This window comes from Paenibacillus sp. XP01, from assembly GCF_057364885.1.
Genome location: NZ_CP139481.1, coordinates 2,233,017 through 2,258,331 on the forward strand (window position 1 = coordinate 2,233,017; position 25,315 = coordinate 2,258,331).

General features: G+C 53.1%; 22 protein-coding genes. 16 read left to right on the plus strand and 6 right to left on the minus strand.

The annotated features are described in order from the left end of the window. Positions 1–23 precede the first annotated feature (23 nt). The gene (locus tag SNR34_RS10345; protein ID WP_339278362.1) at positions 24–1,763 is read right to left on the minus strand and encodes a methyl-accepting chemotaxis protein; all 1,740 of its coding nucleotides are present in this window, start codon (positions 1,761–1,763) and stop codon (positions 24–26) included. Positions 1,764–2,293: 530 nt separating this feature from the next. Between SNR34_RS10345 and rpiA the strand changes: the two genes are divergently transcribed. From rpiA to SNR34_RS10395, 10 genes are all read left to right on the plus strand, one after another. Then, entirely contained in the window at positions 2,294–2,965 is a 672-nt protein-coding gene (gene rpiA, locus SNR34_RS10350; protein WP_236417914.1) for a ribose-5-phosphate isomerase RpiA, read from the plus strand. Positions 2,966–3,095: 130 nt separating this feature from the next. Beyond that, positions 3,096–3,557 (plus strand): MarR family winged helix-turn-helix transcriptional regulator, encoded by a 462-nt coding sequence (locus SNR34_RS10355; protein ID WP_236417913.1) that lies wholly within the window; start codon positions 3,096–3,098, stop codon positions 3,555–3,557. 232 nt (positions 3,558–3,789) lie between these two features. Further along, positions 3,790–4,137, plus strand: coding sequence for a hypothetical protein (locus tag SNR34_RS10360; protein ID WP_236417912.1), 348 nt, complete (start codon positions 3,790–3,792; stop codon positions 4,135–4,137). A gap of 14 nt (positions 4,138–4,151) precedes the next feature. Next, positions 4,152–4,865 carry a class I SAM-dependent methyltransferase gene (locus SNR34_RS10365; protein ID WP_486181835.1) on the plus strand — a complete coding sequence of 238 codons (714 nt, stop codon included), beginning with the start codon at positions 4,152–4,154 and terminating at the stop codon, positions 4,863–4,865. 161 nt (positions 4,866–5,026) lie between these two features. Continuing rightward, the gene (locus SNR34_RS10370; RefSeq protein WP_486181836.1) at positions 5,027–6,013 is read left to right on the plus strand and encodes an N-acetylglucosamine kinase; all 987 of its coding nucleotides are present in this window, start codon (positions 5,027–5,029) and stop codon (positions 6,011–6,013) included. A gap of 79 nt (positions 6,014–6,092) precedes the next feature. Then, positions 6,093–6,527 carry a GNAT family N-acetyltransferase gene (locus SNR34_RS10375; protein ID WP_486181837.1) on the plus strand — a complete coding sequence of 145 codons (435 nt, stop codon included), beginning with the start codon at positions 6,093–6,095 and terminating at the stop codon, positions 6,525–6,527. Positions 6,528–6,734: 207 nt separating this feature from the next. Next, entirely contained in the window at positions 6,735–7,193 is a 459-nt protein-coding gene (locus SNR34_RS10380) for a MarR family winged helix-turn-helix transcriptional regulator (RefSeq protein ID WP_339277368.1), read from the plus strand. Next, positions 7,190–10,357: an MMPL family transporter gene (locus tag SNR34_RS10385; protein ID WP_339277370.1), complete on the plus strand. Its 3,168-nt coding sequence runs from the start codon at positions 7,190–7,192 to the stop codon at positions 10,355–10,357. Before SNR34_RS10380 ends, SNR34_RS10385 begins: the two co-directional genes overlap by 4 nt. 240 nt (positions 10,358–10,597) lie before the next feature. Continuing rightward, positions 10,598–11,224, plus strand: coding sequence for an SGNH/GDSL hydrolase family protein (locus SNR34_RS10390; protein WP_236417904.1), 627 nt, complete (start codon positions 10,598–10,600; stop codon positions 11,222–11,224). A gap of 167 nt (positions 11,225–11,391) precedes the next feature. Then, entirely contained in the window at positions 11,392–12,444 is a 1,053-nt protein-coding gene (locus SNR34_RS10395; RefSeq protein WP_486181838.1) for a phosphotransferase, read from the plus strand. Between the two features lie 89 nt (positions 12,445–12,533). Here SNR34_RS10395 and SNR34_RS10400 read toward each other — a convergent pair whose 3' ends face one another. Together SNR34_RS10400 and SNR34_RS10405 are read right to left on the minus strand one after the other, a co-directional pair. Then, positions 12,534–13,211 carry a tetratricopeptide repeat protein gene (locus SNR34_RS10400; RefSeq protein WP_486181839.1) on the minus strand — a complete coding sequence of 226 codons (678 nt, stop codon included), beginning with the start codon at positions 13,209–13,211 and terminating at the stop codon, positions 12,534–12,536. Positions 13,212–13,290: 79 nt separating this feature from the next. Further along, positions 13,291–14,175: a helix-turn-helix domain-containing protein gene (locus tag SNR34_RS10405; RefSeq protein WP_339277376.1), complete on the minus strand. Its 885-nt coding sequence runs from the start codon at positions 14,173–14,175 to the stop codon at positions 13,291–13,293. A gap of 179 nt (positions 14,176–14,354) precedes the next feature. On the opposite strand from SNR34_RS10405, the gene SNR34_RS10410 reads away from it, so the two are divergent. Both SNR34_RS10410 and SNR34_RS10415 read left to right on the plus strand, forming a co-directional pair. Beyond that, positions 14,355–15,875, plus strand: coding sequence for a tagaturonate reductase (locus SNR34_RS10410; protein WP_486181840.1), 1,521 nt, complete (start codon positions 14,355–14,357; stop codon positions 15,873–15,875). Next, positions 15,872–17,386 (plus strand): UxaA family hydrolase, encoded by a 1,515-nt coding sequence (locus tag SNR34_RS10415; RefSeq protein WP_339277379.1) that lies wholly within the window; start codon positions 15,872–15,874, stop codon positions 17,384–17,386. The genes SNR34_RS10410 and SNR34_RS10415 overlap by 4 nt, the downstream gene beginning before the upstream one ends. Before the next feature lie 50 nt (positions 17,387–17,436). Here SNR34_RS10415 and SNR34_RS10420 read toward each other — a convergent pair whose 3' ends face one another. The 3 genes from SNR34_RS10420 to SNR34_RS10430 form a co-directional block, all read right to left on the minus strand. Continuing rightward, the gene (locus SNR34_RS10420; protein ID WP_486181841.1) at positions 17,437–18,120 is read right to left on the minus strand and encodes an AlkZ-related protein; all 684 of its coding nucleotides are present in this window, start codon (positions 18,118–18,120) and stop codon (positions 17,437–17,439) included. Between the two features lie 19 nt (positions 18,121–18,139). Then, entirely contained in the window at positions 18,140–19,111 is a 972-nt protein-coding gene (locus SNR34_RS10425) for a helix-turn-helix transcriptional regulator (protein WP_343259556.1), read from the minus strand. A gap of 404 nt (positions 19,112–19,515) precedes the next feature. Then, complete coding sequence (locus tag SNR34_RS10430; protein WP_486181842.1) at positions 19,516–21,543, minus strand: beta-galactosidase; 2,028 nt, start codon at positions 21,541–21,543, stop codon at positions 19,516–19,518. Between the two features lie 131 nt (positions 21,544–21,674). Between SNR34_RS10430 and SNR34_RS10435 the strand changes: the two genes are divergently transcribed. From SNR34_RS10435 to SNR34_RS10450, 4 genes are all read left to right on the plus strand, one after another. After that, entirely contained in the window at positions 21,675–22,508 is an 834-nt protein-coding gene (locus SNR34_RS10435; protein ID WP_236417891.1) for an AraC family transcriptional regulator, read from the plus strand. Between the two features lie 192 nt (positions 22,509–22,700). Beyond that, positions 22,701–23,498 carry an alpha/beta hydrolase gene (locus SNR34_RS10440; protein ID WP_486181843.1) on the plus strand — a complete coding sequence of 266 codons (798 nt, stop codon included), beginning with the start codon at positions 22,701–22,703 and terminating at the stop codon, positions 23,496–23,498. A gap of 58 nt (positions 23,499–23,556) precedes the next feature. Continuing rightward, positions 23,557–24,219 (plus strand): SGNH/GDSL hydrolase family protein, encoded by a 663-nt coding sequence (locus SNR34_RS10445; protein WP_339277388.1) that lies wholly within the window; start codon positions 23,557–23,559, stop codon positions 24,217–24,219. Between the two features lie 132 nt (positions 24,220–24,351). Then, positions 24,352–25,239 carry an SMP-30/gluconolactonase/LRE family protein gene (locus tag SNR34_RS10450; protein WP_486181844.1) on the plus strand — a complete coding sequence of 296 codons (888 nt, stop codon included), beginning with the start codon at positions 24,352–24,354 and terminating at the stop codon, positions 25,237–25,239. Positions 25,240–25,315 lie beyond the last annotated feature (76 nt).

Consider the following 25,315-nt stretch of genomic DNA (forward strand, 5'->3'; position numbering starts at 1 on the left):
TGTATGCATGTTGGATTTCAGGTTTATTTTTTGACGTTGAATTGTGAAACGAGCTCCTGCAGCTCTTCGGACATGCTGGTCAGGCGGTTCGACGAATCGACGAGCGTGCTAAGGGAAGACTTCTGCTCATTCACGGATTCCGAAATTCGCACGCTGCTCTCGGCTGTTTTGCTTACGCTTGCGGACAAGTCGTCGGCGGTTGCCGTCATCTCTTCGGTCCCGGCGGAGATTTCCTGGGTTGCGCTGGAAACTTCCTGGATTTGCGAAGACACTTTTCTCGCTGCAGCCAAAATATCGTGGAACAGCTGTCCGGTCTCGGCGGCCACGGCCAGTCCCGTATCCACTTCGGAAGTACCTTGCTCCATGGCGCGTACAGCCTGTTTGATCTCTCTTTGGATTTCTTCGATGAGCACGGCAATTTGACTCGTTGCTTGTTCGGACTGTTCGGCCAGCTTGCGAACCTCGCCTGCCACGACGGCAAAACCTCGCCCTTCTTCACCAACGCGGGCAGCTTCGATGGAAGCATTCAGGGCAAGCAGGTTGGTTTGGCTTGATATCCCCGAAATGATATTAAGAATATCGCCAATCTCTTGCGAGCGGCTTTCCAGCACTTGGATGGCAGATGCCGTGTTTTTAACCGACTCGGTAATCAGCGTCATTTGCTCGGAAACCTGATTAACGACGGCATTCCCTTGCTCGGAGCGGCGTTCCATCTCATAGGCTTCGTCGGCGACATTGGACGAACTGCTGGCAATGGTCTGAATGACGGTAGCCATTTCGTTCATGGCGCGGGCGCTGTCGATGCTGGCCTGCTCTTGGGCGCGAATGTTGGATGTAATATGATTGACGCTGGTGTTGATGATTTCTGCGTTATCGCTATTTCTTTCCGATACATCGTACAATTCTCTTGCAGAAGCATTGACTTCATGGGAAGTGGATTGCACTTTGACGATCGTATCGTTGATTTTGCCGACCATGACATTGAATTTTTCGTTGACAATGCCCAAATCGTCTTTTCCAGTTGGAAGCTGGACATCCAAATTGCCCCGGCTCACATCATCGATACCTTTAATCAGGTGACGGATCGGGGAGAGCGTATTTTTCACGACAAGATATTGGATGATCAAGAACAACAACAGGAAGGCAACCAGAATGATAATGCTGTTTCTAAGCATGGATGCCAGTCCTTCCGGCACGGCCGAAGCATCCGCATCCACGGCAAAATACGAGAAGATCTTCCCGTTGCTGTCTTTGATCGGATAAGCGATGGTGGTCCAGGTTCCGAAATCGTCGTCATAAAACGTGGTGAACGTTGGACGGTCGGTGCTCAACATTTCTTTCAAGGCATTGGCCACGGTCACCGGCTGCTCGTACATGTCGCCGATATTGACGCCATCGCTTTGGAAAGCTTCGCGCAAATTGGTCGGCATGGCAATCAATGAAGTTTCCCGTTGGGTGTTCCCGCCGAGTTCTGTTCCAAATATGTAAGCCTGCGCCACGTTAGGATAATACTCATGCATCTCGTCCAGGAAAGCCCGAAGCTTGGTCTGTACAGGCCCGTCGTAACTGCCTTCCGTGATGGCTGCCTGCACTTCGGACGGTTGGATTTCTTCCGACCATTTTTTCGTGATGAGCTCGACCTGATCATGCAACTGCTCAATCAGCACGACTCTTTGGAAATAATAACTGCTTGCGATCAGTGCCACGCCAATGATGACAATGTTGGTGAATGAAAGCAAAAGGTTTTTCGAAAAGAAAGACATGTTTTTCCAGCTGAATGATTTCACTAAATTCCACTCCTGATTCTCTTGGTATTGACGCTTTGAATGGCTTGCATGAATGCAGCTAATCAGGTCATGTATATATCCTCCTTCATAGATTAGGTCTGCGACCATGGTCTTGGTTCGTGGTCGTAAATATGAAGATTTATCCCACTTATTAACCATGGGTGTCTAATAATTAAAACACATCCACTTTTAATATGTCGTATAAAATGTCCCCAAACTGAATAGTTTGATTAAAACTTTTTTAATATTCTGCATAAATGCGGATAGATGACCACCACCAATAGGTATATAGCACTATGGATTTGGAGGGTTACCATTTTTTGGCGTTCCATTTGTATTTTATCGCATAGGATCCGATCATGCATCGTTGTTTCCGAGCTGCATTCCGTTCTGCATGACGGCGGCGGGCAGACAGATTGAGCTGTCATGATATACATCGGAAGCGGTTTTATCTATAATAAATACAGTATGTATTTTAAATTCATAAGCAGCGGGGGTCTATGGAGATGAATCTGAAACAGATTGCAGCAGAACGGGCGGCTGAATACATTCAGGATGGCATGAAGGTGGGACTTGGAACCGGATCGACGGCATACTACGCTATTTGCAAGCTTGGAGAGCGCGTGCGCGACGGTTTGCGTATTCAGGCTGTTGCCACATCGGAAGCCTCGGACAAGCTGGCACGGGAGTGGGGAATCCCCATCGTCCCGTTTGACCAGATTGGCCGGCTTGATATTACGATTGATGGCGCGGATGAAGTGGACCCGGATTTTAATCTGATCAAAGGCGGCGGCGGCGCATTATTGCGTGAAAAGATCGTAGCTGCCAACAGCGACAAACTCATCATTGTAGCAGATGGAAGCAAGGCGGTTAAACGGCTCGGCCGTTTCCCGCTTCCGGTGGAAGTGGTGCCTTTTGCCTCCGAGTGGACGTTCAGCGCGCTGGAGAAGCTGGGTTGCCGTCCGGCCTGGAGAATGAATGGAGAGGAACGTTATCTGACGGATAACGGAAACTTGATCGCTGACTGCCATATGGAGGCCATTGAACATGCGGCTGAACTGAACGTTCGCTTGAACATGCTGCCTGGCGTCGTGGATAATGGATTGTTCGTGGATATGGCAGATACCGTCATTTTGGCAAAGGAAGACGGAAGCATCGATGAACTGCACCGTCCCTAGCCTGAAAAGCGAGGCGTGATTCGAGATATGACTGACATCCCTCTTGTGAATCATGAGGCATGCTGCGGGCAGAGTGGCAGACCGCAAAAGATAGCATTACAATGTAAATCAGTGATGGAGGATTAGGGAAATGCCGAATACGGAGGACAATCGGGAACTGTCTTTGCAATTATTTGTGGTTCTTGTCCGAGCATATAATTCAGTGACTTCAAGGTCCAACCGGGACATTCAAAGCCATGGACTGAATTCAACGGAATTCGGGGTGCTTGACTTGTTGTATCACAGGGGGCCGCAGGCCCTCCAGAAAATCGGCGAAAAGGTGTTGATGTCGAGCGGCAACATTACGTATGTCGTGGACAAGCTGCAAAATAAAAAGCTGATTACAAGACGTGCCTCCAAGGAGGATCGGCGCGTTATTTTTGCCGAATTGACTGAGACGGGGAAGGCCTTCTTTGAAGAGGTTTTCCCGCAGCATCATCAGGTCATCATCGATGCCCTGGAGGGGCTTTCGCCGTCCGAGAAGACAGAGGCGATCCGGTTGTTGAAAAAACTTGGCCTGGCTGCTGCAGGAAAAACCGACGTGCGTTCGTAACGCGTCGGTTTTTTTGTTTTTGCTCGCAATGGGAGGACGGCTTTCGAGCCGGCTAAGCTCGGTCAAAGCAGATTGACATCCAATCCCTGAAATTGGAGAATGGGTATATATGGATTCATTGAAATGAAATGCCTGAACGAACCATTCTGCCCATTAGGGATTCATTGGGATCGGAAGCAGGCTGGCTGCAGAGTGCAATACATGAGTAAGGCTTATGAAAAGGAGGGATTTTATGCCTCGACCAGCAAGGGTGTGTTCGTATTGTCAGCAAGAAATGGCAGAGGACGAATTCAAATGCAAAGCATGCGGCAATCTCGTAGAAACAAAGACGGCGCCGCCTGAACGCGTGTACATGCAGGAAGAGGGAAAGCCACTGGATCGCTATTCCATTGTGCTGCTGGTCATCATGACGCTGTTATTCGCGCCAATCGCGATGACGATCGGGGGAGTGCTGCTGTTTCACGATGATCCCTATCGGAGGGATACGGGCAAATTGATCGTGACCGGTTCGATGGTGGTCATGGCGATCCTATGTTTGGTTTTTGTTGCCGGATCGGGAACGCTAACGGTCCGCTTCTGAAAGGGGAGTGTCTAATGAATCGGGAGCGCTTTAATGCTGCACGCAGGGCGGAGGCCGATTATCATGACAGGTTCTATCGTAATCATGAACTGTTCGCGGAAGGTACCTGGATGGCGAAACCGATGCCCGTCGTGATGGAAATGCTGGAACGACTATTGACCCGTCATTCCAGGTTGAATGTGCTTGATCTCGGATGCGGCGTCGGACGTCATGCCATTGCGATTGCGCAGCGTCTGAAACAGACGGAAAGCAGGATCGTCGGGGTTGACCTGATTGATGCGGCCGTAGATGGTCTGTGCACCTATGCGCAGCAATACGGGGTTGATCACTTGATTAAGGTCGAAAAGGCAGACGCAGAGCATTATCCGATACCAAAAGCGCATTTTGATTATATCGTTGCCTGTTCTTGCCTGGAGCACATGTCAAGTAAGGAAGCGTTCCTTGGAACCATTGAACGGATGCAGCAGGGCACGCGGACAGGCGGAATTCATTGCATTGCCATGAGCACAAACGTGAAGGAACAAGAGATACGCACCGGACGGCCGCTTTTGCCTCTGATTGAATTGAACCTGTCCACCGAGGAAGCCATGGATCTGTTATGGAAGAGCTATGCCGGATGGGAGATTCTCCACCAGAAGACGACCGAACACAAAATAACAGAGATGAAGTATGATGAAGAATCGCAGTTTAGTTCTGTTTTTCTCCGTTTTGCGGTGCAGAAGAAATAAACGAATGCCTAAGCAGACCGACCCATTTTCCCGGGGAATGACCCGACGGAAAGAGGGAGAGCTAGATAACAGGCGATGGGAAGATGGTACTGCACTCGCAGTGACCTAGTGTGATTGATTAGTGCGGTTCATATAGACAATGTTGGAGGAGGAAATGAGCAATGGATACATATGTCATCGGGATCGATGGTGGAGGAAGTCATACACGGGTAGCGATCGCAGATCATCAAGGGCATGTCCACTCTTACGTGCAAAAAGGAGGCTGCAATCGTTATCACGATGACCGTGCCGAACAGAATGTGCTCGAAGGGATCGCCGAAGCCATTCAGAAGGCAGGGTTGCAGGTACAGCAGATTGCCTCCTTGACGGCGGGGATGGCCGGACTGGATCAGGACGAACACTATGCATGGGCAGAACAATTATTGCGCAGAACGGGGATCCAAGGCAGCATCCATGCTGTAAACGATACGCGCATCGCCCACACGGCGGCTTTCCATGGCGATCCTGGAATTGTTGCCATCGGAGGTACGGGTTCCTTAATCCTTGCCAAGACCGAGAAAGGGCAGTGGATTCGCAATGACCAGTTCGGACATTATGCTCCGGTGGCGGCGCGTTTCCTGTCTTACGACACCGTGCACTCCATTTTGGCAGGTCGTTATGGTCAGGCGGACATCGCATGGATTGAACTCGTTTTGAATTATTGGAACGTAAACACGATACAGGAACTGGCACGACTCGGCTCAACGGGATTCGGAGGAAACAAGCAGGAAACCAATCGGCGGTTTGGGCAGATGGCTCCATTGGTTACCGAAGCTGCAGGCAAAGGAGTACCGCTTGCTGTAGATGTATGTGATCGAGCGGCCGATACGGCAGTGGTAGGGATCGCGATGCTTGCAGCCTGCTTTCAATCCGATTCGGTTGCCGTCAGTCTGACGGGCAGCTGCCTGGAAACGCCGTATATGCGCGAAGCGATCCGCAAAGGGCTTGCTTCCGCAGGCGAGGCAGGAGGCAGGAGCTTCCGGCTTGCAGCTGGCGATCTGACTGCAGTCGGCGGCGCTTTGCTCGAGGCATGGGATACGGCAGGCATTCCGGTGAGTGAAAACATGCTCGCCACGCTTCGATCAGAACTTGCCACAATTCGACCATAAGGAGTGCAGCTTGAACTTTGGCGTACGAACGACTACAATACGATGGCGGAAGATAGCAAGCAGTAGGAGGAATGACAAAATGTTGATTGATTTGAAAACGCGCATACAGGAGCCGGTTGTGCAGGAACTGTTATCCTATTCGGTATTTCCGGATCCGGACCGGTTGGACCACGCGCTGCAACAATATATTCTGAGTGATGATTTGCATCTGGAAGGGTATGAAGACGAGCAGCAATTGGTAGGTCTGATCGGTTATGAACAAACGGGAGACAGCGAGATCACCATTCGGCATATCGCGGTGCTGCCGGAAAATCGGTTCAAAAATTATGGCCGGGGCATGATTGCCCAAGTGCTTGAGAAGCACAATCCGGACTTGCTGGTTGCGGAAACGGATCAGGAAGCGGTCGACTTTTACCGGAATTCCGGATTCGTCGTTTATAGTTTAGGGGAGCCTTATCCTGGCGTGGAACGATTCCGCTGTGTGCTGGAAAAGGATGAGGAACAAGAGGCGTAATTGCGATATCGGTTGCAATGAAATGAAGATGGACTAGGGCAGGACGTGGGATCGGGTGAATGACCCGAGTAAGGCGTCCTGTTTTTTTGCTTTTTAGGGACGGAAGATGCAGGAAAAAGTATTGCTTTGGAATAAAGTTTCATTATAGAATAGTTTCGTTATGAAATAGTTCGTCTAGTGAACTTTATGAGAAAGGAGAATTGAACCATGCAGAAACCGGATGCCAAGCACTTGGTCAATCGATATTTGGATGCCTCGTTTTTAGTCACCAAGCAGTTTGAAATTCGTATTCGGGAACAGGTCGGGCAGACGATGTCGACAGATCAATTTTGCGCCCTGCGCCTGATTGATGAAAAACCGGATTGCACGCCCTCGGATTTGGCGGATCTTCTCTGCGTCGGCAAGAGCAGCATTACGGCATTGGTCAACAAGCTGGTGAGCCGAAATCTGGTTCATCGCTCGGGGGATGAACGTGACCGCAGAGTGGTGTATTTGTCTTTGACAGACACGGGGCGCAAAATTTATCAGGAAACGGAGCAGGAGATTCACAAGCTGCTTGAGCCTTACCTGGTGCATTTCAAGCCGGAAGAGATACGAAATTTCATTGAATCTTTCGAAAAATTGGCGCTGCTGCTATCCGATGAAGGAGGACAGGACGAAGCATGAGAACGATTTTGAAAGCAAGATGGTGGCTGATGGGGCTATGGATTGCCGTAGCTGCCGTACTGATGTTCACGGCTCCAGGCATGAGCGACCTGATCCGGGAAAAAGGCCAATTTTCCGTGCCTGACGGGTATTCTTCGACCCAGGCTGCGGCTATTCTGGACGAAGCCGCCGCACAGAAGGGGGAACAGCCGGGGACACAGCTGGCGCTTGTATTCCATAACCCTGACGGACTGGGCACCGCAGGAAAGCAAGAAGCAGAAAATGCGATCAAACAGTTGGAATCCAACAAGGATAAGCTGGGTATCTTGTCCATACTCGATCCGTTTTCCCAGCCCGAGCTCGCCGAGAAAATGATTTCGGCCGACGGGAAGACGATCCTGACGTCCCTTTCCGTGGATCAGGGCAAACGTACCGTCAAAGAGATGAGATCCGACCTGAACGGGGCGCTCCAATCCGTTTCCGTCGAGCATTACATTACGGGCAAAGGACTGATCGATGAAGATACGATCGAGAGCTCCCAGGAGGGGCTCAAAAAGTCGGAATACATCACGGTCGCCTTTATTTTGATCATTTTGTTCCTTGTCTTCCGTTCGTTCGTAGCCCCATTCGTTCCATTGCTTACGGTGGGCATCAGTTACCTGGTGGCACAGCAGATCGTAGCCTTTCTGGTCGATGGGGTCGATTTCCCGATATCGACGTTTACGCAAATTTTCATGGTTGCGGTCATGTTCGGGATCGGAACGGATTATTGCATCCTGCTGATCAGCCGTTTTAAAGAAGAACTGGCCCATCATGAAAACACGTGGGAAGCGATCATTGCGACCTACCGCACCGCCGGAAAAACGGTGTTTTTCTCCGCACTCGCGGTACTCGTCGGTTTCATAGCGATCGGTTTTGCGCAGTTTATGTTGTACCGGTCCGCCGTTGCGGTTGCCGTCGGCATTGCCGTTATGATGGTTGCGCTCGTCACGATCGTGCCTTTCTTTATGGCGGTATTGGGCAAAAAACTGTTTTGGCCTTCGAAGGGTTCGCTGGAGCATGCAGAGAGCCGCATTTACGGTGCTGCCGGCCGCTTCTCTCTCAAACGCCCATGGGCGGCGCTGCTGATTATCGCTGCCATTTGTGTACCGCTTCTTTCCACGTATGACGGCAAGCTGTCGTTTAACAGTCTGGATGAGATCGGCGACAAATACGACTCCGTCAAAGCGTTTAACATCATTTCGGACAGTTTCGGTCCAGGTGAATCATTGCCGGGGCAAATCGTCATTCAAAATGACGAACCGATGGATAACGCAAAAACGATGGCGATCGCCGAAAAAATCAGCCGCGAAGTGGAAAAGGTGGCTGGCGTATCCGGTGTTCGGAGCATGACCCGGCCCACCGGCGACGAGATTAAGGATTTTGAAGTGACCCAGCAAGTCGGAACGCTGTCTGATGGTTTGGGCGAAGGTAAAACGGGTCTGGATAAAATTCGCGACGGTCTGAGCGAGGCCAGCACCCAGTTGAGCAAAAACCAACCACAGCTCAAAGAAGCTGCGGATGGAGCAGGGGAGCTGACCAAAGGAACGGCACAGCTGCAATCCGGGATCACTCAGCTGTCCGATGGGCTTGCACGAATCGAAAAAGGCATCCGTGATGGCTCTTCCGGCGCAGGCGAGCTGAAGGCTGGGCTTCAACAGGCCAAAACGAGCGCCGACCAACTAGCGAAAGCCAGCAATCAGCTTCTTCAGGCCTATCGCCAGGCAGGCAAAGGTGTTGCGGCGATCGGAGACGGGGTTGGCAGCTTGCAAAAGCAGCTCGCCGGAGTGTCTGCGGCCCTTACAAGCTTGAGCGAATCCTTTACGGCGCTTGAGGCGCGTTATCCGGAATTGGCGCAGGATCCGGATTATCAGCGCATCAAGGGAACGATCGGGGAAACCGGCACGGGAACAGCGCAGCTGTCGCAAGGACTGGGACAAATCCAATCCAGCTTGGGCGAAGCGGCTGCAGGAATCAGCCAGGCCAACGAAGGTTTCGCTTCCGCGACTGCAGGCCAGAAAGCTCTCGCGGACGGTTTGGACCAAATCGTCGCAGGCATCGGCCAGCTTGAAACAGGCTTGAAGCAGGCGGCTGATGGCCAAGGGCAAGTGATTCGCGAAATTCCTTCCATTCAGGACGGACTTGGCCAGCTTCAGGGAGGCCAGGAAAAAATAAAACAAGGCTTCACCGATCTGAGTGGGCAATTGACTCAATTGACCGACGGTTTGAACCAGAGCGTGGACGGGATCAGCCAAGTGTCCGGCGGACTTGAATCCGCCCAGGACTATCTGACCCAGCTTCAGCAGTCTCCGGATTCCGATTTGGCCGGATGGCATGTGCCTGAGGAAGCTCTGAACAGCAAAGATTTTGAACAGGTATTCGATACGTATCTGTCCAAAGATCGCAAAACGATGACCATTGATGTCATTTTTGCCGAAAATCCGTATGGGACCGAGGCTATTGATCGCGTACCCGATATCGAGGCTGCCGTGCAGCGCGCCGTTCAGGGAAGCGCGCTCGAAAAAGCCGATATAGCCATTGGCGGAGTAACCAGCACATTCGCGGATTTGCAGGAGATTTCCAACAATGACTACACGCGTACCGTCATGTTGATGCTGGCAGGCACGCTGATCATTTTGATCATTCTGTTACGCTCGGTCATCATGCCGATCTACCTGATTCTCTCTTTGCTGCTGGCCTATTTCTCTTCCATGGCTATCACGGAAGTCATTTTCGTCAACATGCTCGGGTTTTCGGGAATCAGCTGGGTAACGCCGTTCTTTGGATTCGTCATGCTGATCGCTTTGGGCGTCGATTACAGCATCTTCCTGATGGACCGTTTCAATGAAAACAAAGGTATGCGAGTACAAGAAGCGATGCTTTACGCAATGAAAAACATGGGCACGGTCATTCTGTCCGCTGCCGTGATCTTGAGCGGGACGTTTGCTGCAATGTACCCGTCTGGCGTTCTGTCCATGATGCAGATTGCCACGGTCGTGCTCAGCGGATTGATTCTGTATTCCTTGTTGTTCCTGCCATTGTTCGTGCCTGTGATGGTGAAGATGTTCGGGCGCGCCAACTGGTGGCCATTCCCGAGCAAAGAACAGCAGGACGCTGCTTCTTCCGATCGCTCGATTGGCATGTAGCATGCTGCACCAATAAGGACTTGCAACCATCCAATCGCTTTTATGAGGCCCTGTCGGCTTGCCGACAGGGTTTTGTCTCGTTTTTCGTGAGTTCCCGGACTATGGTGCCCGTTGCAGGGCATGTGACATCACCTGCAAAATTAAGGTGGCTGCCTAGGGACAACGTCCCGCGCTTTGATTTCCCATTGTACATATCATGGAACATAATCAGTCAGAGATGGGCGGAAGGGGGCTACAGCGATGGTTTATCGATATGCAGCTATTGGGGACTCGCTTACGGTAGGAACGGGAGCGCTGCTGGGTACCGGCTTTGTTCTACTGTATCGGCGAATGATCGAAATGAACGTGCGCACCTTTGTTTCGGTTGACAATATGGGGGTAAACGGCTTGACTTCCGAAGAATTGCTGCATATGGTATCCAACTATGCAAGGGTAAGGCAAGCCGTGCGAGAGGCGGACGTCATCACCATGACCATCGGGGGGAACGACTTGATTCGCACGTTCAAAGCGAGCGGAGGAATGCCCGGAGCCGAGCGTATGACGCAAGTGCTTGGGGAAACGCGAAACAATGTCACCCAGATCATGAAGCATATTCGCCAACTGAAACGAGGCCATAGATATATGATACGAACGGTCGGATTGTATAATCCGTATCCCCGTTCGGCGGAGGCTGCTTATTGGGTCAAGCAGTACAATTCTTTCCTGAATGGCGCCGGCTCGGGGTATTACGGCTGTGCGCAGGTGTACGACCAATTCGAAGGGCGTGAGCGCGACCTGCTATTTTGGGACAGGATGCATCCCAATTCGAGAGGGTACCGTGTGATCGCCGACCAACTGGGCCGAATGGGATACAGACCTTTTGCCTGAAAGCGATGAACGGAGCGCGAAATGCTGAATAGGAGGAGCGGACTGGACCGCTGGATACGCTTCCGTTAAGATAAACGAATAGCGAACGCGTTTCGAATCTATGAATCATTCGTAAAGACATCCAGGATAATGCAGCAGAAGATACATCAATAAAGGAGATCGATTTAATGCAGCACATTCATTTGCGATCCGAGAAGGATTGGGAATACCGACGCGTACGGCAAGTGCTGTCGGTATACGCTCCCGGCTCCGAGTGGGAGGCGATTCGGGGAAGCGGAGGCATGAACAACTCGACGTATTTGCTGCGGATTGACGGTAAACGCTTTGTGTTGCGGCAGTACGAAACCCATAACGACGTCGCCAAAATTGCTTTTGAGCATGAAATCCTAGATGCGTTGGCCCGTTCCGGTTTTTCGCTTCGCCTGCCTTCGCCTGTGAAGGCGCCGGGGAACGGGCAAACCTTTTATACCCTCGTTAACGAAGCCACCGGGCAGAAGAAAGTCGTCGCCTTGTTTCGTTATCTTGAAGGCCGCAACCCGGTCTGGGGCGACCCGGAGCAGCTCCGCGAATTGGGGATGGCTGCAGGAAAGCTGTCGCAGGCATTAGCGGGCTTGAAGGTGTCGCTTGATCCGGTTTATCCGCCGTATTATCAAATTCAAGACGCTTATCCGCTCTGTACGCCAGACAAGCTGCTGCGGATGTGCATTTCCCCGCCGGTCCAGCTGCACGCCGTACGGAACGATATGAACGAGCTGGCATATACGCTGCCTGCGCTTTTTGACGCGTTGGCAGGCATGGAGCATTTACCGCATCAACTGGTGCATGGGGATGTGAATGCGTCCAATGTGCTCGCAGATGAAGAGGGGCGCGTGTGCGCCGTGTTGGATTTTGAATTCGCAACGTGGGACTTGCGCGTTATGGAGCTGGCCGTTCCGCTGTCGGATTTGCTTACCATAGATCGCGGCGAGGTTTGGTTATGGAGAGCACTGGAGAGCCTGATCCGTGGATTTCGTGCACATGCCGTCCTGGAGCCCGCGGAACTGGCGGCTCTTCCTCAGCTTGTGCTGCTGCGAAGCCTGGACGTGGTCATGCATTTTATCAGCCGGATGTTCGAGGAGACGGATCCGCCAGAGGTAGCGGCCGTTCAGATTCGAAAGCTGAGGGAACGCATGGACTGGATGAAGAACAATGAAGCGCGTCTGCGGACGTTGCTGTCCTGAAATGAAAAGGAGTGCCGAATTCAGCCAGATGGCGAGCTCGGCACTCCTTTGATTATTTCGGAATGATGCCAGGCCAACGCAGGCTAACATTACGATCCGTTTTTGCGGACCCAACTGCGAACCGCCCAGCCGCGTTCCTGGCGTTTCTTGTATTTGGGCAGGGAACGATACACGTTCAGCGACTGCTCGTAAGCCTGTTTGGCTTCAGCCGTGCGGCCGAGCGAGCGATAAACCGAACCGAGCAGGTAATATGCTTCGCTTGAGGATGAATGCACATTCTGGAAACGGTTTACATAGTTCAGCGCTTTGTCTTGGTCGATGTCCTTGAAAACATTGGCGAGCTTAAGCAAAGGTCGGCCGTATTTCACTCGCGGATTAAGCTCCAGCGCATGCAGGATATGGCGCTCTCCCTCCTGCACTTTGCCAAGATGCAGCTCGGATGTGCCAAGCTCTTCCCAATACTCGGCGGATAGCTCATAAGGCCGCTCAAGCTCCAACAGCAACGCGTAGGCCTCACTGTATTTTTTTCGCTCGTTCAGCAAACGGGCCAGGTCAAGTTTGGCGGATACCTCGTTGGGATTCAGGGCGATTTGCTGCCTGAGCCTGGAGATGCTGCGCATACGCCCAAGCGGCTTCAGGAAGTTGGGAAATAACCCGACGTAACGTCGATCAGCCACATACAGGATGACCAGCAAAATAAGGACGGCTACGAGCGGATTGCCAACAATCTGCCACAGCAAGCCAAAGATGAGAAACTTGGTCAACACGTTCGGGTCAACTCCATTATGATGAAATAAGTATTGCCACGGGCAATGCAGATCTATATTTTATCACATATCAGGAGGATTATGGAAGAGTTGGTCGCGCTCTCGCCATTTTGCGATAAGCCGCAGGCGTGGAGCCGGTCATTTTTTTGAATTGGCGGTAAAAATGGGGCAAGCTCTCGAAGCCGCAGGCTTCGGCAATGGCCGCCATCGTGTCGTCCGTTTGCAGCAGGCATTCTTTGGCCATGATGACCTTCCGGGCCAGCGCATAATCCGTCAGCGTCATGCCCGTATGTTTCTTGAAGGCACGGCTGAAGTGGGCGGGGGAAACGGCAGCTCGCTTAGCCAGTTCATGCAGGGACATCCCTTTTCGCAGCTTGTCGTCGATATTTTCCAGAATGCCGGACAGCCATCCCGGTCCTGAAATGGACCGGACGGGAGGCGAAGCGTCCGACGGCTGCAGGCGTTCCAAATGGATCAGCAGCAGCTGAAGCTGGAGCAGGGCGGCATGCGCGCTCAGGGAATGGTTCAACCTGAATTCGTCCCGGATGGCGTCGATGAGGGCGATTACTTTGGTTCGTTCGTGCATGGCCAGATGGCGCTTGTAGGTTCTGGTTCTCCGGCAATGCTCGAACACGGATAACAAGGCAGCCGCGCTGCCTCCCGCTGCCGACGCCAACAATCCCGGACTGAAGAAGAGCGCGGATGACGTAACCGGGTTGCGTTCATCCGGCAGCGCCCGGTGCACGGTGCTGCCCGGGATAATAAACAGATCCCCCTCTTCCATGTCCTCCAGTCCGGTATCGATGAAAATGCTCCCCTGTCCTCTATACACGTAGATCATCTCGTGCCAATCATGCAAATGATCAGGCAATTCATTTTGAGGGGCCTTGGTATCGGCATAGACCAGACGGAAAGGGATGCCTGAATCGGCGAGAATGGTTGTGCGAACGGGCGAACGTTCCATGAAAGCTCCTTTCTGCTTGCTTGGTTGCAAATGAATGGATTCGAAAACGCACAATAGATCATGAAAGAGTATATTTATCGCAATATAAGCAATTTAAATTCCTTTTAATGATGATACAATGAATTTAAAGCGTTTACAACGCGTTGTTGTAAGACCATTAATCAATGAGGTGAGTGTTCATGTCGGCGAGCACCAAACGACCCAAGCTGAAGCTGAATCTGTTGGGCAATGATGGACAACGCAAGTGTAAGGAAATGATGGAGCGTCCCGTTAAGGTATTGCAAATCGGGGAGGGCAATTTTTTGCGCGGATTCGCGGATTGGATGCTGCACGAGAGCGCAAGGCAGGGTAAATTCCACGGAAGCGTGGTCGTTACCCAGCCGCGTCCGGGAGGCAAAGCCAAGCTGGAGCAAATCCGTGAACAGGATGGGTTGTACACGATGATCACACGGGGGTTATCCCAGGGCGAACCCGTGGAGCGCGCGGAGATGATTTCAATCTTTGCCCGCTGCCTGAACCCTTATGAAGAATGGCAGGAGTTTCTGGAGCTTGCGGAACTGCCGTCTCTGGAGTTCGTCATTTCGAACACAACCGAATCGGGATTGAAATACGTGCCATCCGAGTACACGCCCGGGGAACCCGTGCTTTCTTATCCGGGCAAACTGACGGTCTTTCTCCATCGCCGCTATGAACGATTCGCGGGCGACCCTTCCCGGGGGCTGCTTCATCTGCCGTGCGAACTGCTCGAAGGCAACGGGGACGTGCTGCGGGATTGCGTGCTCCGGCACAGCGAGGATTTCGGATTTTCCGAGGATTTCCGTACATGGGTCAAGGGGTGCAACCGGTTTTTGAACAATCTTGTGGACCGGATCGTGACCGGGGCTCCCTCCAGGGAAGAGGCGGACTTGTTAACGGATCGCTGGGGTTACGAGGATCAGTTGATCAACACGGCCGAACCGTATCATTTATGGGCCATTCAAGGGGAAGAAGCCTTGGACAAACGGCTTCCATTAAAACAGGCGGGGCTGAACGTTCATTGGGTCAAGGATCTGAAACCGTTCCAGCTGCGCAAAGTTCGCATTCTGAACGGTGCGCACACGTTGATGTCGTCCCTTGGCATCCTGCATGGCGTAGAGCACGTCAGGGAAGCGATGGAGGACCCGCGGATCGGACCGTGGATCAAGGAAACGGTGCATCAGGACATCGTGCCGGCACTGAACATGCCGGAGCAGAATCTGGACGAATATGCCGAAGAGGTGTTCGAACGGTTTCTCAATCCATATCTCCATCATAAACTGCAGGATATTGCGTTAAATATGGTGGGCAAGTTCAAGGTGCGCGTTTTGCCTACCTTGTTGTCTTACGAAAAGAATCAGGGAGTCTGGCCCGCCCGGTTGATCCGCGGGTTTGCGGCGATGCTGCTTTTATATCGGGCGGTGCCTACACCGGATGGATATCAAGGACAGCGTCTGAACGGCGAACCTGTCGCATTGAGGGATGATCCAGGTGCATTGGCCTCGTTCGCGTCACATTGGGAAGGGTACGATGCTTTGGGGAGTGATCGAAAGCAGCAGTTGAACTTGCGGGTAGGAGCCCTCCTGTCCGACCCGGAACTATGGGGCGAGAATTTGGATGAACGCGATGGCTTGCGCGAGGCGATCGTTGAAGAAATGTTACTGTTGGAAGGGGTTAAGGCATGAATACGACGAGCACGACCAAGGAATGGATTGCCATTCAGCCGCAGGATGACGTCATTATCGCGCTGCGCGATTTTGCCAAAGGAGAAAAGGTTGAACTCGCTGAAGGCGTTTCGCTGGAACTGCTTGACGAGGTGCCCAAGGGGCATAAAATTGCCGTTCGCGAAATTTCTCCGGGGGAGGACGTATTCAAGTACGGTTTTTCCATCGGGGTAGCCAAAGAGCGCATCGAGCCGGGAAGCTGGATTCATACCCATAATCTGAAGACAGGGCTGCACGGTTTGCTGGAATACGAATACCGGCCCGGACAGGCTGCCCAACTGGAAATGCCTCCCGAACGCTTGCTTACCTTTGACGGATATTTGCGCCCCAACGGGGAAGCGGGCATACGGAACGAAATTTGGATCATCAATACGGTCGGCTGCATCAACAAAGTGTGCGAAGCATTGTCTCGCATGGGCCAGGCACAGTTCGGGAGCCGCGTGGACGGAGTCTATCATTTTCCGCATCCTTTCGGCTGCTCGCAGCTGGGCGATGACCTGAAATACACGCAGCAGTTGCTCGCCTCCCTGGTAGAGCATCCCAATGCAGGAGGCGTGCTCGTGATCGGGCTGGGCTGCGAGAACAACCAGGTTGATGAATTTCGCGAATGCATCGCCCCCGAATATCGGGAAAAGGTTCGTTTCCTGAAGGCGCAGGAAGCCGATGACGAACTGGACGAAGGTTTGCGTTTAATGGAGGAACTGGTTGAAATGGCCGAGCAGGCCAAGCGTCAGCCCTTGCCGCTGAGCAAGCTCAAGATCGGGCTCAAATGCGGCGGGTCTGACGGCTTGTCGGGCATTACGGCGAATCCGCTCGTCGGGGCAGTGGCCGATCTGCTCGTCGCTGCCGGCGGAACCGCGATTTTGACAGAGGTGCCGGAAATGTTCGGGGCCGAGACGATCCTCATGAACCGGGCTTCGAATGAAGGGGTCTTTCATGATCTGGTAGACCTGGTCAACGGCTTCAAGCAGTATTTCGTCAATCACGGCCAGAACATTTACGAAAATCCTTCACCGGGAAACAAAGCCGGAGGCATCACGACCCTTGAAGAGAAATCGCTCGGCTGTACCCAAAAGGGAGGACTTTCCTCCGTCGTGGATGTGCTGCGATACGGCAAACGTGTGACCCGTCCCGGCCTCAACATCGTGGAGGCTCCAGGAAACGATCTGGTGTCGGTTACCGCATTATCCGCTGCCGGCGCCCATATCGTGCTGTTTACGACAGGACGCGGAACGCCGTTCGGAGGACCGGTGCCGACCGTCAAAATCGCGACCCAGTCCGACCTGGCGAACCGCAAAAAGCATTGGATCGACTTCAATGCAGGCCAACTGCTGGAAGGAGGAACGATGGAGGACGTAAAAGTGCAGCTGTTCAGCCAACTGATCGACATCGCCTCAGGCAGAAGGCAAACGCTGAGCGAGCAGCATGGATTTCGCGAAATTGCCATCTTTAAGGACGGCGTCATACTCTAAATCAAAAAATCCCGGGGCAGGCTGAGGCTGCTCCCGGGATTTCGTCTGCATTAAACGACGTCGATCAAGGCTTTTTTTATTTTTGAGAGGGCCGCCGGTGAAGTATGGGCTTCAAGCTTGCAGAGCAGCAGGGAACGTGCTTCATCAATACTGCCTTCGAAAGGCTTGATCCCCTGACGCTCCATCCAGTGTCGGGTTGTTTCGTAAGCCGAGCTGTTCCAGGCAGCTTTGCCTTCGGCAAGCCCTTCCTTTTCCTTGGTGCCGCTGATGACGATGGCTGTTTTGCTTTGAAGGTCAAGCAGCCCTTGATCGAACGCTTTTTTGTCTTCTTTGGCCCGCAAGTTTGCTTGCGACCTCAATGTCCTGCCATCGATCCCCTCTTTGTTTTCGATCAATTCGTAGAGCCTCAGCGCTTCGCGGGATAACTTACCGGCATCATACTGCTCTGTGACGGAATCGGTGCCGGCCAGTATGCGATGAAACCAGGGAAAACATTCACGGGAGACCAGTACGGCTTTCTTTTTCACGAATTTTCCGTAAGCCGCAATGCCTTCCTCCGCCAGTCTGGAGCGCCATAACCAGGGGTCGAGCTCTGTGTCCCGGTGCCAGTTTTCCTTGGGCGTCAACGAGGATAGGGACGGGTAATCGGGAAAAAGCGGAGCCAGCGGCAATATGCCGGCCTGTGTGATTCGTAAAACAGCTTCCTCAAACGTTACCAATGGTTCATTGATCATGATTTCGTCATTCTCCTCATTAAGGGGATGTACATCCACTCCGGCTGGAAGATTGGTACATGCAGCAAACCTCCTCGGCCTGACGCTTGATCTCCTCCCGAAGTTTTTCCGGCTCCAGCACTTCGGCTTCCCTGCCCAGGCGGTAAAAGAAACGAACGGCCCAGTCCCATTCCGAGGGAGGGCAGTGAAACGCGAGTTCCCATAGATCCGGAGCGATCTCCGTCATGCGTTCGCCGATATGTTCGTCCTGCTCGGCTTCAATCATGGCTCTATAGCTCAAGTGGGCCCGAATGGGAATGTCCAGTCCTTCTGGCGGACGCGCCAGGGCCAGGTGTTCGCGAACCGATTCGTTCAATTGCGGCCATTTGCTCTTTTCGATGCTGCGGGCTTCCATGATGCGGTCGACCCGGAACAGACGCACTTCTCCATGTTCCTCGGAATAGGCATCGCAGTACCAAAAGCCGGCAGAAGCATATAAACGTTTCGGATGGATCTGCAGCCAGCGCTGGCGTGAGGCAGAGCGATAAAGAATGGATAGCCAGCCTTGCTCGGGGATGCAGGCAAGAAGGGGCTCCAGATGCTGAAGGCTGTACTGGCGTTGCGGTACATGATGCTGCAGTTGTTTGAGCATCGGATGGATCCGATTCATGACCTCGTCCGGGATAATGCTCTTGATTTTATCGATCAGCGTCCAGCGTTTCTCCTGAAAAGGAGTGTCCGCATAATGACTTAGTCCTTCAAGCGCAAATAGGAGCGTAGCGGCTTCGTCCGGGTCCAATTGCAATGGGGGAAGCACATAACCGTCCATGAGCCTGAAGCCGCCCCCCGGGCCGGAAATGGCGATAATGGGCACATTCATTTCTGACAGGGACTGAATATCACGCAAAATGGTACGGCGGGACACTTCAAATTTTTCTGCCAATGAATGCGCCGTTTCATGACCTTGCTGCAATGCCATCACAATGGCAGCCAGCCGGTTTATCTTGTTCATGTCAGCCACTCCGTTTCGAGGGTTGCGCCGCCGCCGGAAAGGATGATGGTGCAAAGCCATTGTAACAGCAGATCAGTGACAGCTTGCATGTCACTAATGGGACAAGGCTTTTGTTTAAAAATGCAATGATTCTTGGAATCGTCAGGTATTTAAACGCTTTCCGGCAGGTGGCGATAAGTGTTGTCTCGTCCAATTCGCTTCGGGAGAACTTTTTTCCTTCTGACTTGCCGGTCGGCTTTGCTGGTAAAAAAAACCGTATCCGTCTAAACGGATACGGAAAGTAGCGGATTGCAGATATAAATCCCCTTTCTTATGAAACAGGAGGAGCGAAAACCAGATTAGTTGGCAGGATTACTCGGATCCAAAGGGCCGGATTGTAACAGTTTGTATCTTATCCACCGGGTCTATCCCCTTTGCAGCAAATGTACGTCACGACCGGCAATTTCGACCTTGCCGGAAAGCTTGCGTTTCGTCAGCAGCTCATAAGCCGTTTCTTCGCCGAGATCGTATGTCTGCAGGGAAGCATTATGATTCATGACAAACAAGAACGATTTGCCGTCTTTAGTACGGGCACTAACCTCAACGCCGTCCGGTGTCTCCAACAAGGATTCGACGTTGTTGTCCGCGGCTATTTTGCCCAGCAATGCATCCAGGAAACGTTCCTCCGGATCCGTAGCTACGTACCATGCTTTTCCTTTGCCAAAGGTGTTGCGGGTAACGGCAGGCATGCCTGCATAGAAATCGTCGCCGTACCTGGCGATGATGTCGGCACCTTCGCTGTGCAGCAAATCGCACAGCATGCCGCATTCATATTCCTCTTGCAGCAGGCCGGAAGCGGCCTCGACGACGATGCGGTTTTTCTGCTCAGGCAGCAGTGCGTCGATTTCTTCGACCCAGATGCCAAGCAGCTTGCGCAGCTCGCCCGGGTAACCTCCGGTGGTTACGAGATCGTGCTCGTTCACGATGCCGCTGAAGAACGTGGTCAGGAATGTGCCACCGGCAGCCACGAACCGTTCCAGCTTTTCGGCAAAACCCGGCTTGACCATATAGAGCACCGGGGCAAGCACGATGTTGTATTTGCCGAGGTCAGCGTCGACGCTGACGATGTCCACCTGGATGTTGCGGCGGAAGAAGGCCGCATAGTATTTGTGGATCTGGTCGACGTATTTTAGCGCAACGGTAGGTCCGCTTGATTTTTCGATAGCCCACCAGTTGTCCCAGTCGAATACGATGGCCACTTTGGACTCGACGGTGGCATCCAAAGTGGTGTCGCCCAGCATCTGCAGTTCCTGCCCCAGCTGTGAAACCTCGCGGAACACGCGCGTGTTCTCGTGACCGACGTGTTCAATGACTGCGCCGTGATATTTTTCGCAGGCTCCAATCGAACGGCGAAGCTGGAAGAACATGATCGTATCCGCGCCGTGGGCTACCGTCTGATAACTCCACAGGCGCATGACGCCGGGGCGTTTCAGGGAGTTGTACGGCTGCCAGTTCTGCTGGCTTGGCGTCTGCTCCATCAGCATGAACGGCTGGCCGGCCTTCAGGCCGCGCATCAGGTCATGGGCCATGGCCGTGAAGCTGACCGGCGTGGCCAGGCCGGGATAGCTGTCCCAGGATACGATATCCATGTATTTTGCCCACTTGAAATAATCGAGCTGTTTGAAAAAGCCCATCAGATTGGTCGTAACGACGGAATCCGGTACATGTTTCTTGATGGCGTCGTATTCCAGGCGATAACAGTCAAGCATGCTGTCGGAGTTAAAACGCGAATAATCCAACGAGATGCCCTGGAACGTAGAGTTGTTCTCGCCCCAATGCTCGCTCAGATTGCTTGGCAGCACGATTTCGTCCCAATCATAGAACGTATGGCCCCAGAAGTTGGTGTTCCAGGCTTTGTTCAGATGGTCCAGGGTGGAATAACGCTGCTTCAGCCATACGCGGAACGCCTTCTCGCAGTTGTCGCAGTAGCAGTCGCCGCCGTATTCGTTGGAGACATGCCATACGAGCACGGCGGGATGATCCTTGTAACGCTCGGCCAGTTTGTCCGCGATTTTCTCGGAATATTTGCGGTACGTGGGGCTGTTCGGGCAGGAGTTGTGTCGTCCGCCGAATTTGCGCTTGCGTCCATCCGCATCCACGCGCAGCACGTCGGGGTAACGTTTGGCCATCCATGCCGGGTGTGCCGCAGTGCTTGTAGCCAGGCAAATATATATGCCTTTTTCATACAGGCTGTTAATGATCCGGTCAAGGCCCTCGAAATCGTAGGTCACCTCGTCAGGCTGAATCAATGCCCAGGAAAATACGTTGACCGTGGCGATGTCGATGCCGGCCAGATTGAACATGCGCAGGTCTTCCAAATGTGTCTCGTGGTCCCACTGTTCGGGATTGTAGTCACCGCCATAGAAAATTTTAGGCAGTTTGCCGCTGATCATGATGCCCACCTCTTGTATAAGAATAATTCTATATTATTTGAATCCTAAAACTATTAAAATATAAGAAAAGTATTGAAGGATATAAGAATATGGAAATACAATTCCGAGGGCGAACCGAGAGGAGGCACCATATGTTGATTTCACCGCAGCATCAGCGGTATTTCATGACGTCAAGGGACCAGCCCTTGCCCTTATACATTGAGAGCATCGGTTACAATGGCAACCAGGAAAATGTGACAAGGCCTGCCGGATATCCTTGCTACCATTGGCTTCAGACGGTGAAAGGGGCAGGCAAATTCAAGTTTGCGGGTTCTACGGTCGTTCTGGCGGAAGGTTCGGGCATTCTTCTCCCGCCCAACGTTCCTCATGAATACGTGCGGTCTCAGGGACGATGGGAGACGCTGTACATCACGTTCAGCGGCTCCCAGTGCCCAGCGATCACGGAGGCGCTGGGCCTGGGCGAACCGGCGCTGCATCAGTGGGAGCTGAACAGCCCGCTGGAGCACTACGGACGGGAGGTGCTGGCGTCCATCGGCAGCGACCAGGATTTGTCCGGGCTGGAGGCGTCGGCGGACATGTACCGATTTTTGATCTTGCTCAAAAAACACGGCATGACCGGCAGCCGCTCATCGATCTCGCATGCGGTGGAACGGCTGGCCCCGCTGATCGCATTCATGGAGCAGCACTATGCCGATCCCGACATCGGGCTGGAACAGATGGCGGCGATTCCGGGCATTTCGCCAAGGCATCTGAATACGCTGTTCAAACAATCCTTCGGCATGACCGCGTACAGCTATTTCATCCTGCTCCGCATCCGCAAATCGAAAGAATGGTTGACGGGTGATACCAAGCTGACCATCAAGGAAACGGCGGCGAAAGTGGGGTTTCGGGATGTCAGCCATTTTGTGGCAACGTTCCGGCGCATCGAAGGAGTAACCCCGGAGCAGTTTCGAACGTTGTACTGATATGCTACGGGTATGGGTGTGAGAAGGGGGATTGTCGAGAGGGCCGATTTTCCTGTAAGCTGTTACAAAGTGAACAACACTCATGCCAGTCTGATATTGCTACACGGCTGTCATTGCCGTTATGATGATATCGATTCTTTGGAAATGGGAGAAGCGCAGGCGGACGCTTAGCGTCCGTTAGCAGAAGAGAGGATGATTGATTTGACACAGACGATACCATTGTGGGATGGCGCTGCGCCGCATGCGGCCCAGGGTCGCGAAGAGGAAATGCCGCATTTGATTCCGTTTATCCAGCCTGGGTCCGATAGCGCTGTCATCGTGTGCCCCGGAGGAGGTTACGGCTTTCTGGCCGACCATGAAGGCGCACCGATCGCCGAACTTCTGAATCGTGCAGGAATCAGCGCATTTGTACTGAAATACCGCGTTGCTCCGCATCAGCAGCCGGCACCGCTGAGCGATGGACAACGCGCGATTCGCCATGTCCGCGCACATGCGGATCAGTACGGCATCGATCCTTCCAAAATTGCCGTGCTCGGCTTCTCGGCCGGAGGACATTTGACGGCCATGCTTGGAACGGCTTACGATCCGGGGCAACCGGACCATGAAGATCCGGTGGAGCGTGTGAGCTCCCGTCCGGACCGCATCATTCTTTGCTATCCGGTCATCACCATGGGCCATTACGGCCACGCCGGATCGCGGGAAAACCTTCTTGGAGCGGATGCATCCGAAGCACTGATTACGGCGTACAGCGCGGAAAAACAGGTTAAGGCCGATGCTCCGCCAGCTTTCCTGTGGCATACCAGCGAAGATGGGCTTGTTCCGGCAGAGAACAGTTTGCGTTTCGCACTGGCTCTTGCGGAGCACGGGATTCCGTATGAACTGCATGTCTTTGAAAAAGGCTCTCACGGCCTGGGGCTTGCCGATGACATGCCTGCTGTCCGCGTATGGGCGGACCTGTGCTTGACTTGGCTTAAAAACCAAGGCTGGTAATGCTGCCGGACAGGCTTGCACCTTTATAATGCCAATGGGCGCGAAGGAGATATCGAAAATGAAACTGCAAAAAAACGATACATTGCTTTTTATCGGCGATTCCATCACGGATTGTGGCCGCCAGCATCCGGTAGGAGAGGGCAGCCATGGACTCGGTCACGGTTATGTGGCCCAGGTTTACGCACTGCTGCGCTCCATCTATCCGGAACTGATGCTGCGTGTTCGGAACGTGGGAACGAGCGGAAATACGGTTCGCGACTTGAAGCACCGTTGGGATCGCGACGTCCTGGACCTGAAGCCGGATTGGTTGTCCATCATGATCGGCATCAACGACGTTTGGCGCCAGTTCGACCATCCGATATCCGGTGAACCGCATGTCTTCCTGGAGGAGTACGAAAACACGCTGCGCGAGCTTGTTGCATCCGTACGTCCGTCTTTGAAGGGGCTTGTGCTCATGACACCGTATTACCTGGAAGCCAATCCGGAAGATCCGATGCGGGCAACGATGGATCTTTACGGAGAGGCCGTTCGCCGGATCGCGAGCGAATACGACGCCGTATTCGTGGATACGCAGGCTGCGTTTGCGCCGTTCTGGGACCATTTCTACACGTCGGTGCTCACGCATGACCGGGTTCATCCGGATGCGACGGGACACATGATTTTGTCCAAGGCATTTTTGGATGGGATCGGTTTCGAATGGTCGGGCGCGCCGAAAGCGTAACAACAATGAACGAAGCGAGGCGTTGTCGGGCAGCCGGCGATTTGCCGCGGCAATGTTTGCTCGCCATGCTGCGCTGGTTTCATCCCCAAGCATATCTGGCAAATTCAACAATATCCAAAAGGACGTGATTGCATGAGTAACGTGAACGTTGCAATACGAGTACCGGCCTTGTTGGGCGAAGGTCCGAGCTGGGACGCGGAGAACGGCCGTTTGTTATGGGTGGATATCGAAGGCTTCAAGGTGCATGCGTATGACCCGGCTACAGGACTGGACGAGGCATTCGACGTAGGACAGCATGTTGGCGCGGTGGTTCCTTATCAAGGCGACGAGGTTATGGTGGCGCTGCGCAGCGGGTTCCATGCGTTTCATTTGCGCACAGGCCGATTGCAGCTCATTGAAGATCCCGAGCAGGGATTGGATGGAAACCGCTTCAATGATGGCAAATGCGATGCTCACGGCCGCTTCTGGGCAGGCACGATGAGCATGCGAAACGAAAGCGGAACAGGTGCATTGTATTGTCTGGAAGAAGGCCAGCCTGTACGCACATGGGTGAAGGGAGTCTCGACTTCCAATGGGCTCGGTTGGAGCCCGGATCGGACGGCGATGTATTATATCGATACGCCGACGCGTTGCATCGATCGTTTTGATTTCGACCTGACGAGCGGGACGTTAAGCAACCGGACAACCCTCATCAAGGTGCCGGAAGCATTGGGGTTCCCGGATGGCATGACCGTGGACGCCGAAGGCATGTTATGGGTAGCCCATTGGGGCGGAGGCTGCGTGACCCGCTGGAATCCGGACACGGGAGAACTTTTGCAGCGAATCGATGTGCCAGCGGACCAAGTGACCTCCTGCTGTTTCGGCGGAGAAAACCTCGAAGACCTGTACATAACGACTGCCCGAACCGGAATTCGTGAGGAACGGCTGCAAGAAACGCCGGATGCAGGCTCCGTCTTTGTTGTTCGGCCAGGCGTTAAGGGGCAGGAAACACATGCATACGGTAAACGGAATGGAGCGTAAGATGGAGTTGCCCCTGATGGAATGGCTTGTACCGATACCGCGGAACACAGAATGATCACCGCGTAACGCGGGATGG

Excerpts from the sequence above, each read along its gene's own strand:
- SNR34_RS10370 (WP_486181836.1), top strand. The coding sequence starts at position 5,027 with ATGGATACATATGTCATCGGGATCGATGGTGGAGGAAGTCATACACGG.
- SNR34_RS10375 (WP_486181837.1), top strand. The coding sequence starts at position 6,093 with ATGTTGATTGATTTGAAAACGCGCATACAGGAGCCGGTTGTGCAGGAA.
- SNR34_RS10385 (WP_339277370.1), top strand. The coding sequence starts at position 7,190 with ATGAGAACGATTTTGAAAGCAAGATGGTGGCTGATGGGGCTATGGATT.
- rpiA (WP_236417914.1), top strand. The coding sequence starts at position 2,294 with ATGAATCTGAAACAGATTGCAGCAGAACGGGCGGCTGAATACATTCAG.
- SNR34_RS10425 (WP_343259556.1), bottom strand. The coding sequence starts at position 19,111 with ATGAACAAGATAAACCGGCTGGCTGCCATTGTGATGGCATTGCAGCAA.
- SNR34_RS10415 (WP_339277379.1), top strand. The coding sequence starts at position 15,872 with ATGAATACGACGAGCACGACCAAGGAATGGATTGCCATTCAGCCGCAG.
- SNR34_RS10440 (WP_486181843.1), top strand. The coding sequence starts at position 22,701 with ATGATTGATTTGACACAGACGATACCATTGTGGGATGGCGCTGCGCCG.
- SNR34_RS10445 (WP_339277388.1), top strand. The coding sequence starts at position 23,557 with ATGAAACTGCAAAAAAACGATACATTGCTTTTTATCGGCGATTCCATC.
- SNR34_RS10365 (WP_486181835.1), top strand. The coding sequence starts at position 4,152 with ATGAATCGGGAGCGCTTTAATGCTGCACGCAGGGCGGAGGCCGATTAT.
- SNR34_RS10405 (WP_339277376.1), bottom strand. The coding sequence starts at position 14,175 with ATGGAACGTTCGCCCGTTCGCACAACCATTCTCGCCGATTCAGGCATC.
- SNR34_RS10355 (WP_236417913.1), top strand. The coding sequence starts at position 3,096 with ATGCCGAATACGGAGGACAATCGGGAACTGTCTTTGCAATTATTTGTG.
- SNR34_RS10450 (WP_486181844.1), top strand. The coding sequence starts at position 24,352 with ATGAGTAACGTGAACGTTGCAATACGAGTACCGGCCTTGTTGGGCGAA.
- SNR34_RS10360 (WP_236417912.1), top strand. The coding sequence starts at position 3,790 with ATGCCTCGACCAGCAAGGGTGTGTTCGTATTGTCAGCAAGAAATGGCA.
- SNR34_RS10410 (WP_486181840.1), top strand. The coding sequence starts at position 14,355 with ATGTCGGCGAGCACCAAACGACCCAAGCTGAAGCTGAATCTGTTGGGC.
- SNR34_RS10395 (WP_486181838.1), top strand. The coding sequence starts at position 11,392 with ATGCAGCACATTCATTTGCGATCCGAGAAGGATTGGGAATACCGACGC.
- SNR34_RS10430 (WP_486181842.1), bottom strand. The coding sequence starts at position 21,543 with ATGATCAGCGGCAAACTGCCTAAAATTTTCTATGGCGGTGACTACAAT.
- SNR34_RS10420 (WP_486181841.1), bottom strand. The coding sequence starts at position 18,120 with ATGATCAATGAACCATTGGTAACGTTTGAGGAAGCTGTTTTACGAATC.
- SNR34_RS10380 (WP_339277368.1), top strand. The coding sequence starts at position 6,735 with ATGCAGAAACCGGATGCCAAGCACTTGGTCAATCGATATTTGGATGCC.
- SNR34_RS10435 (WP_236417891.1), top strand. The coding sequence starts at position 21,675 with ATGTTGATTTCACCGCAGCATCAGCGGTATTTCATGACGTCAAGGGAC.
- SNR34_RS10390 (WP_236417904.1), top strand. The coding sequence starts at position 10,598 with ATGGTTTATCGATATGCAGCTATTGGGGACTCGCTTACGGTAGGAACG.
- SNR34_RS10345 (WP_339278362.1), bottom strand. The coding sequence starts at position 1,763 with ATGTCTTTCTTTTCGAAAAACCTTTTGCTTTCATTCACCAACATTGTC.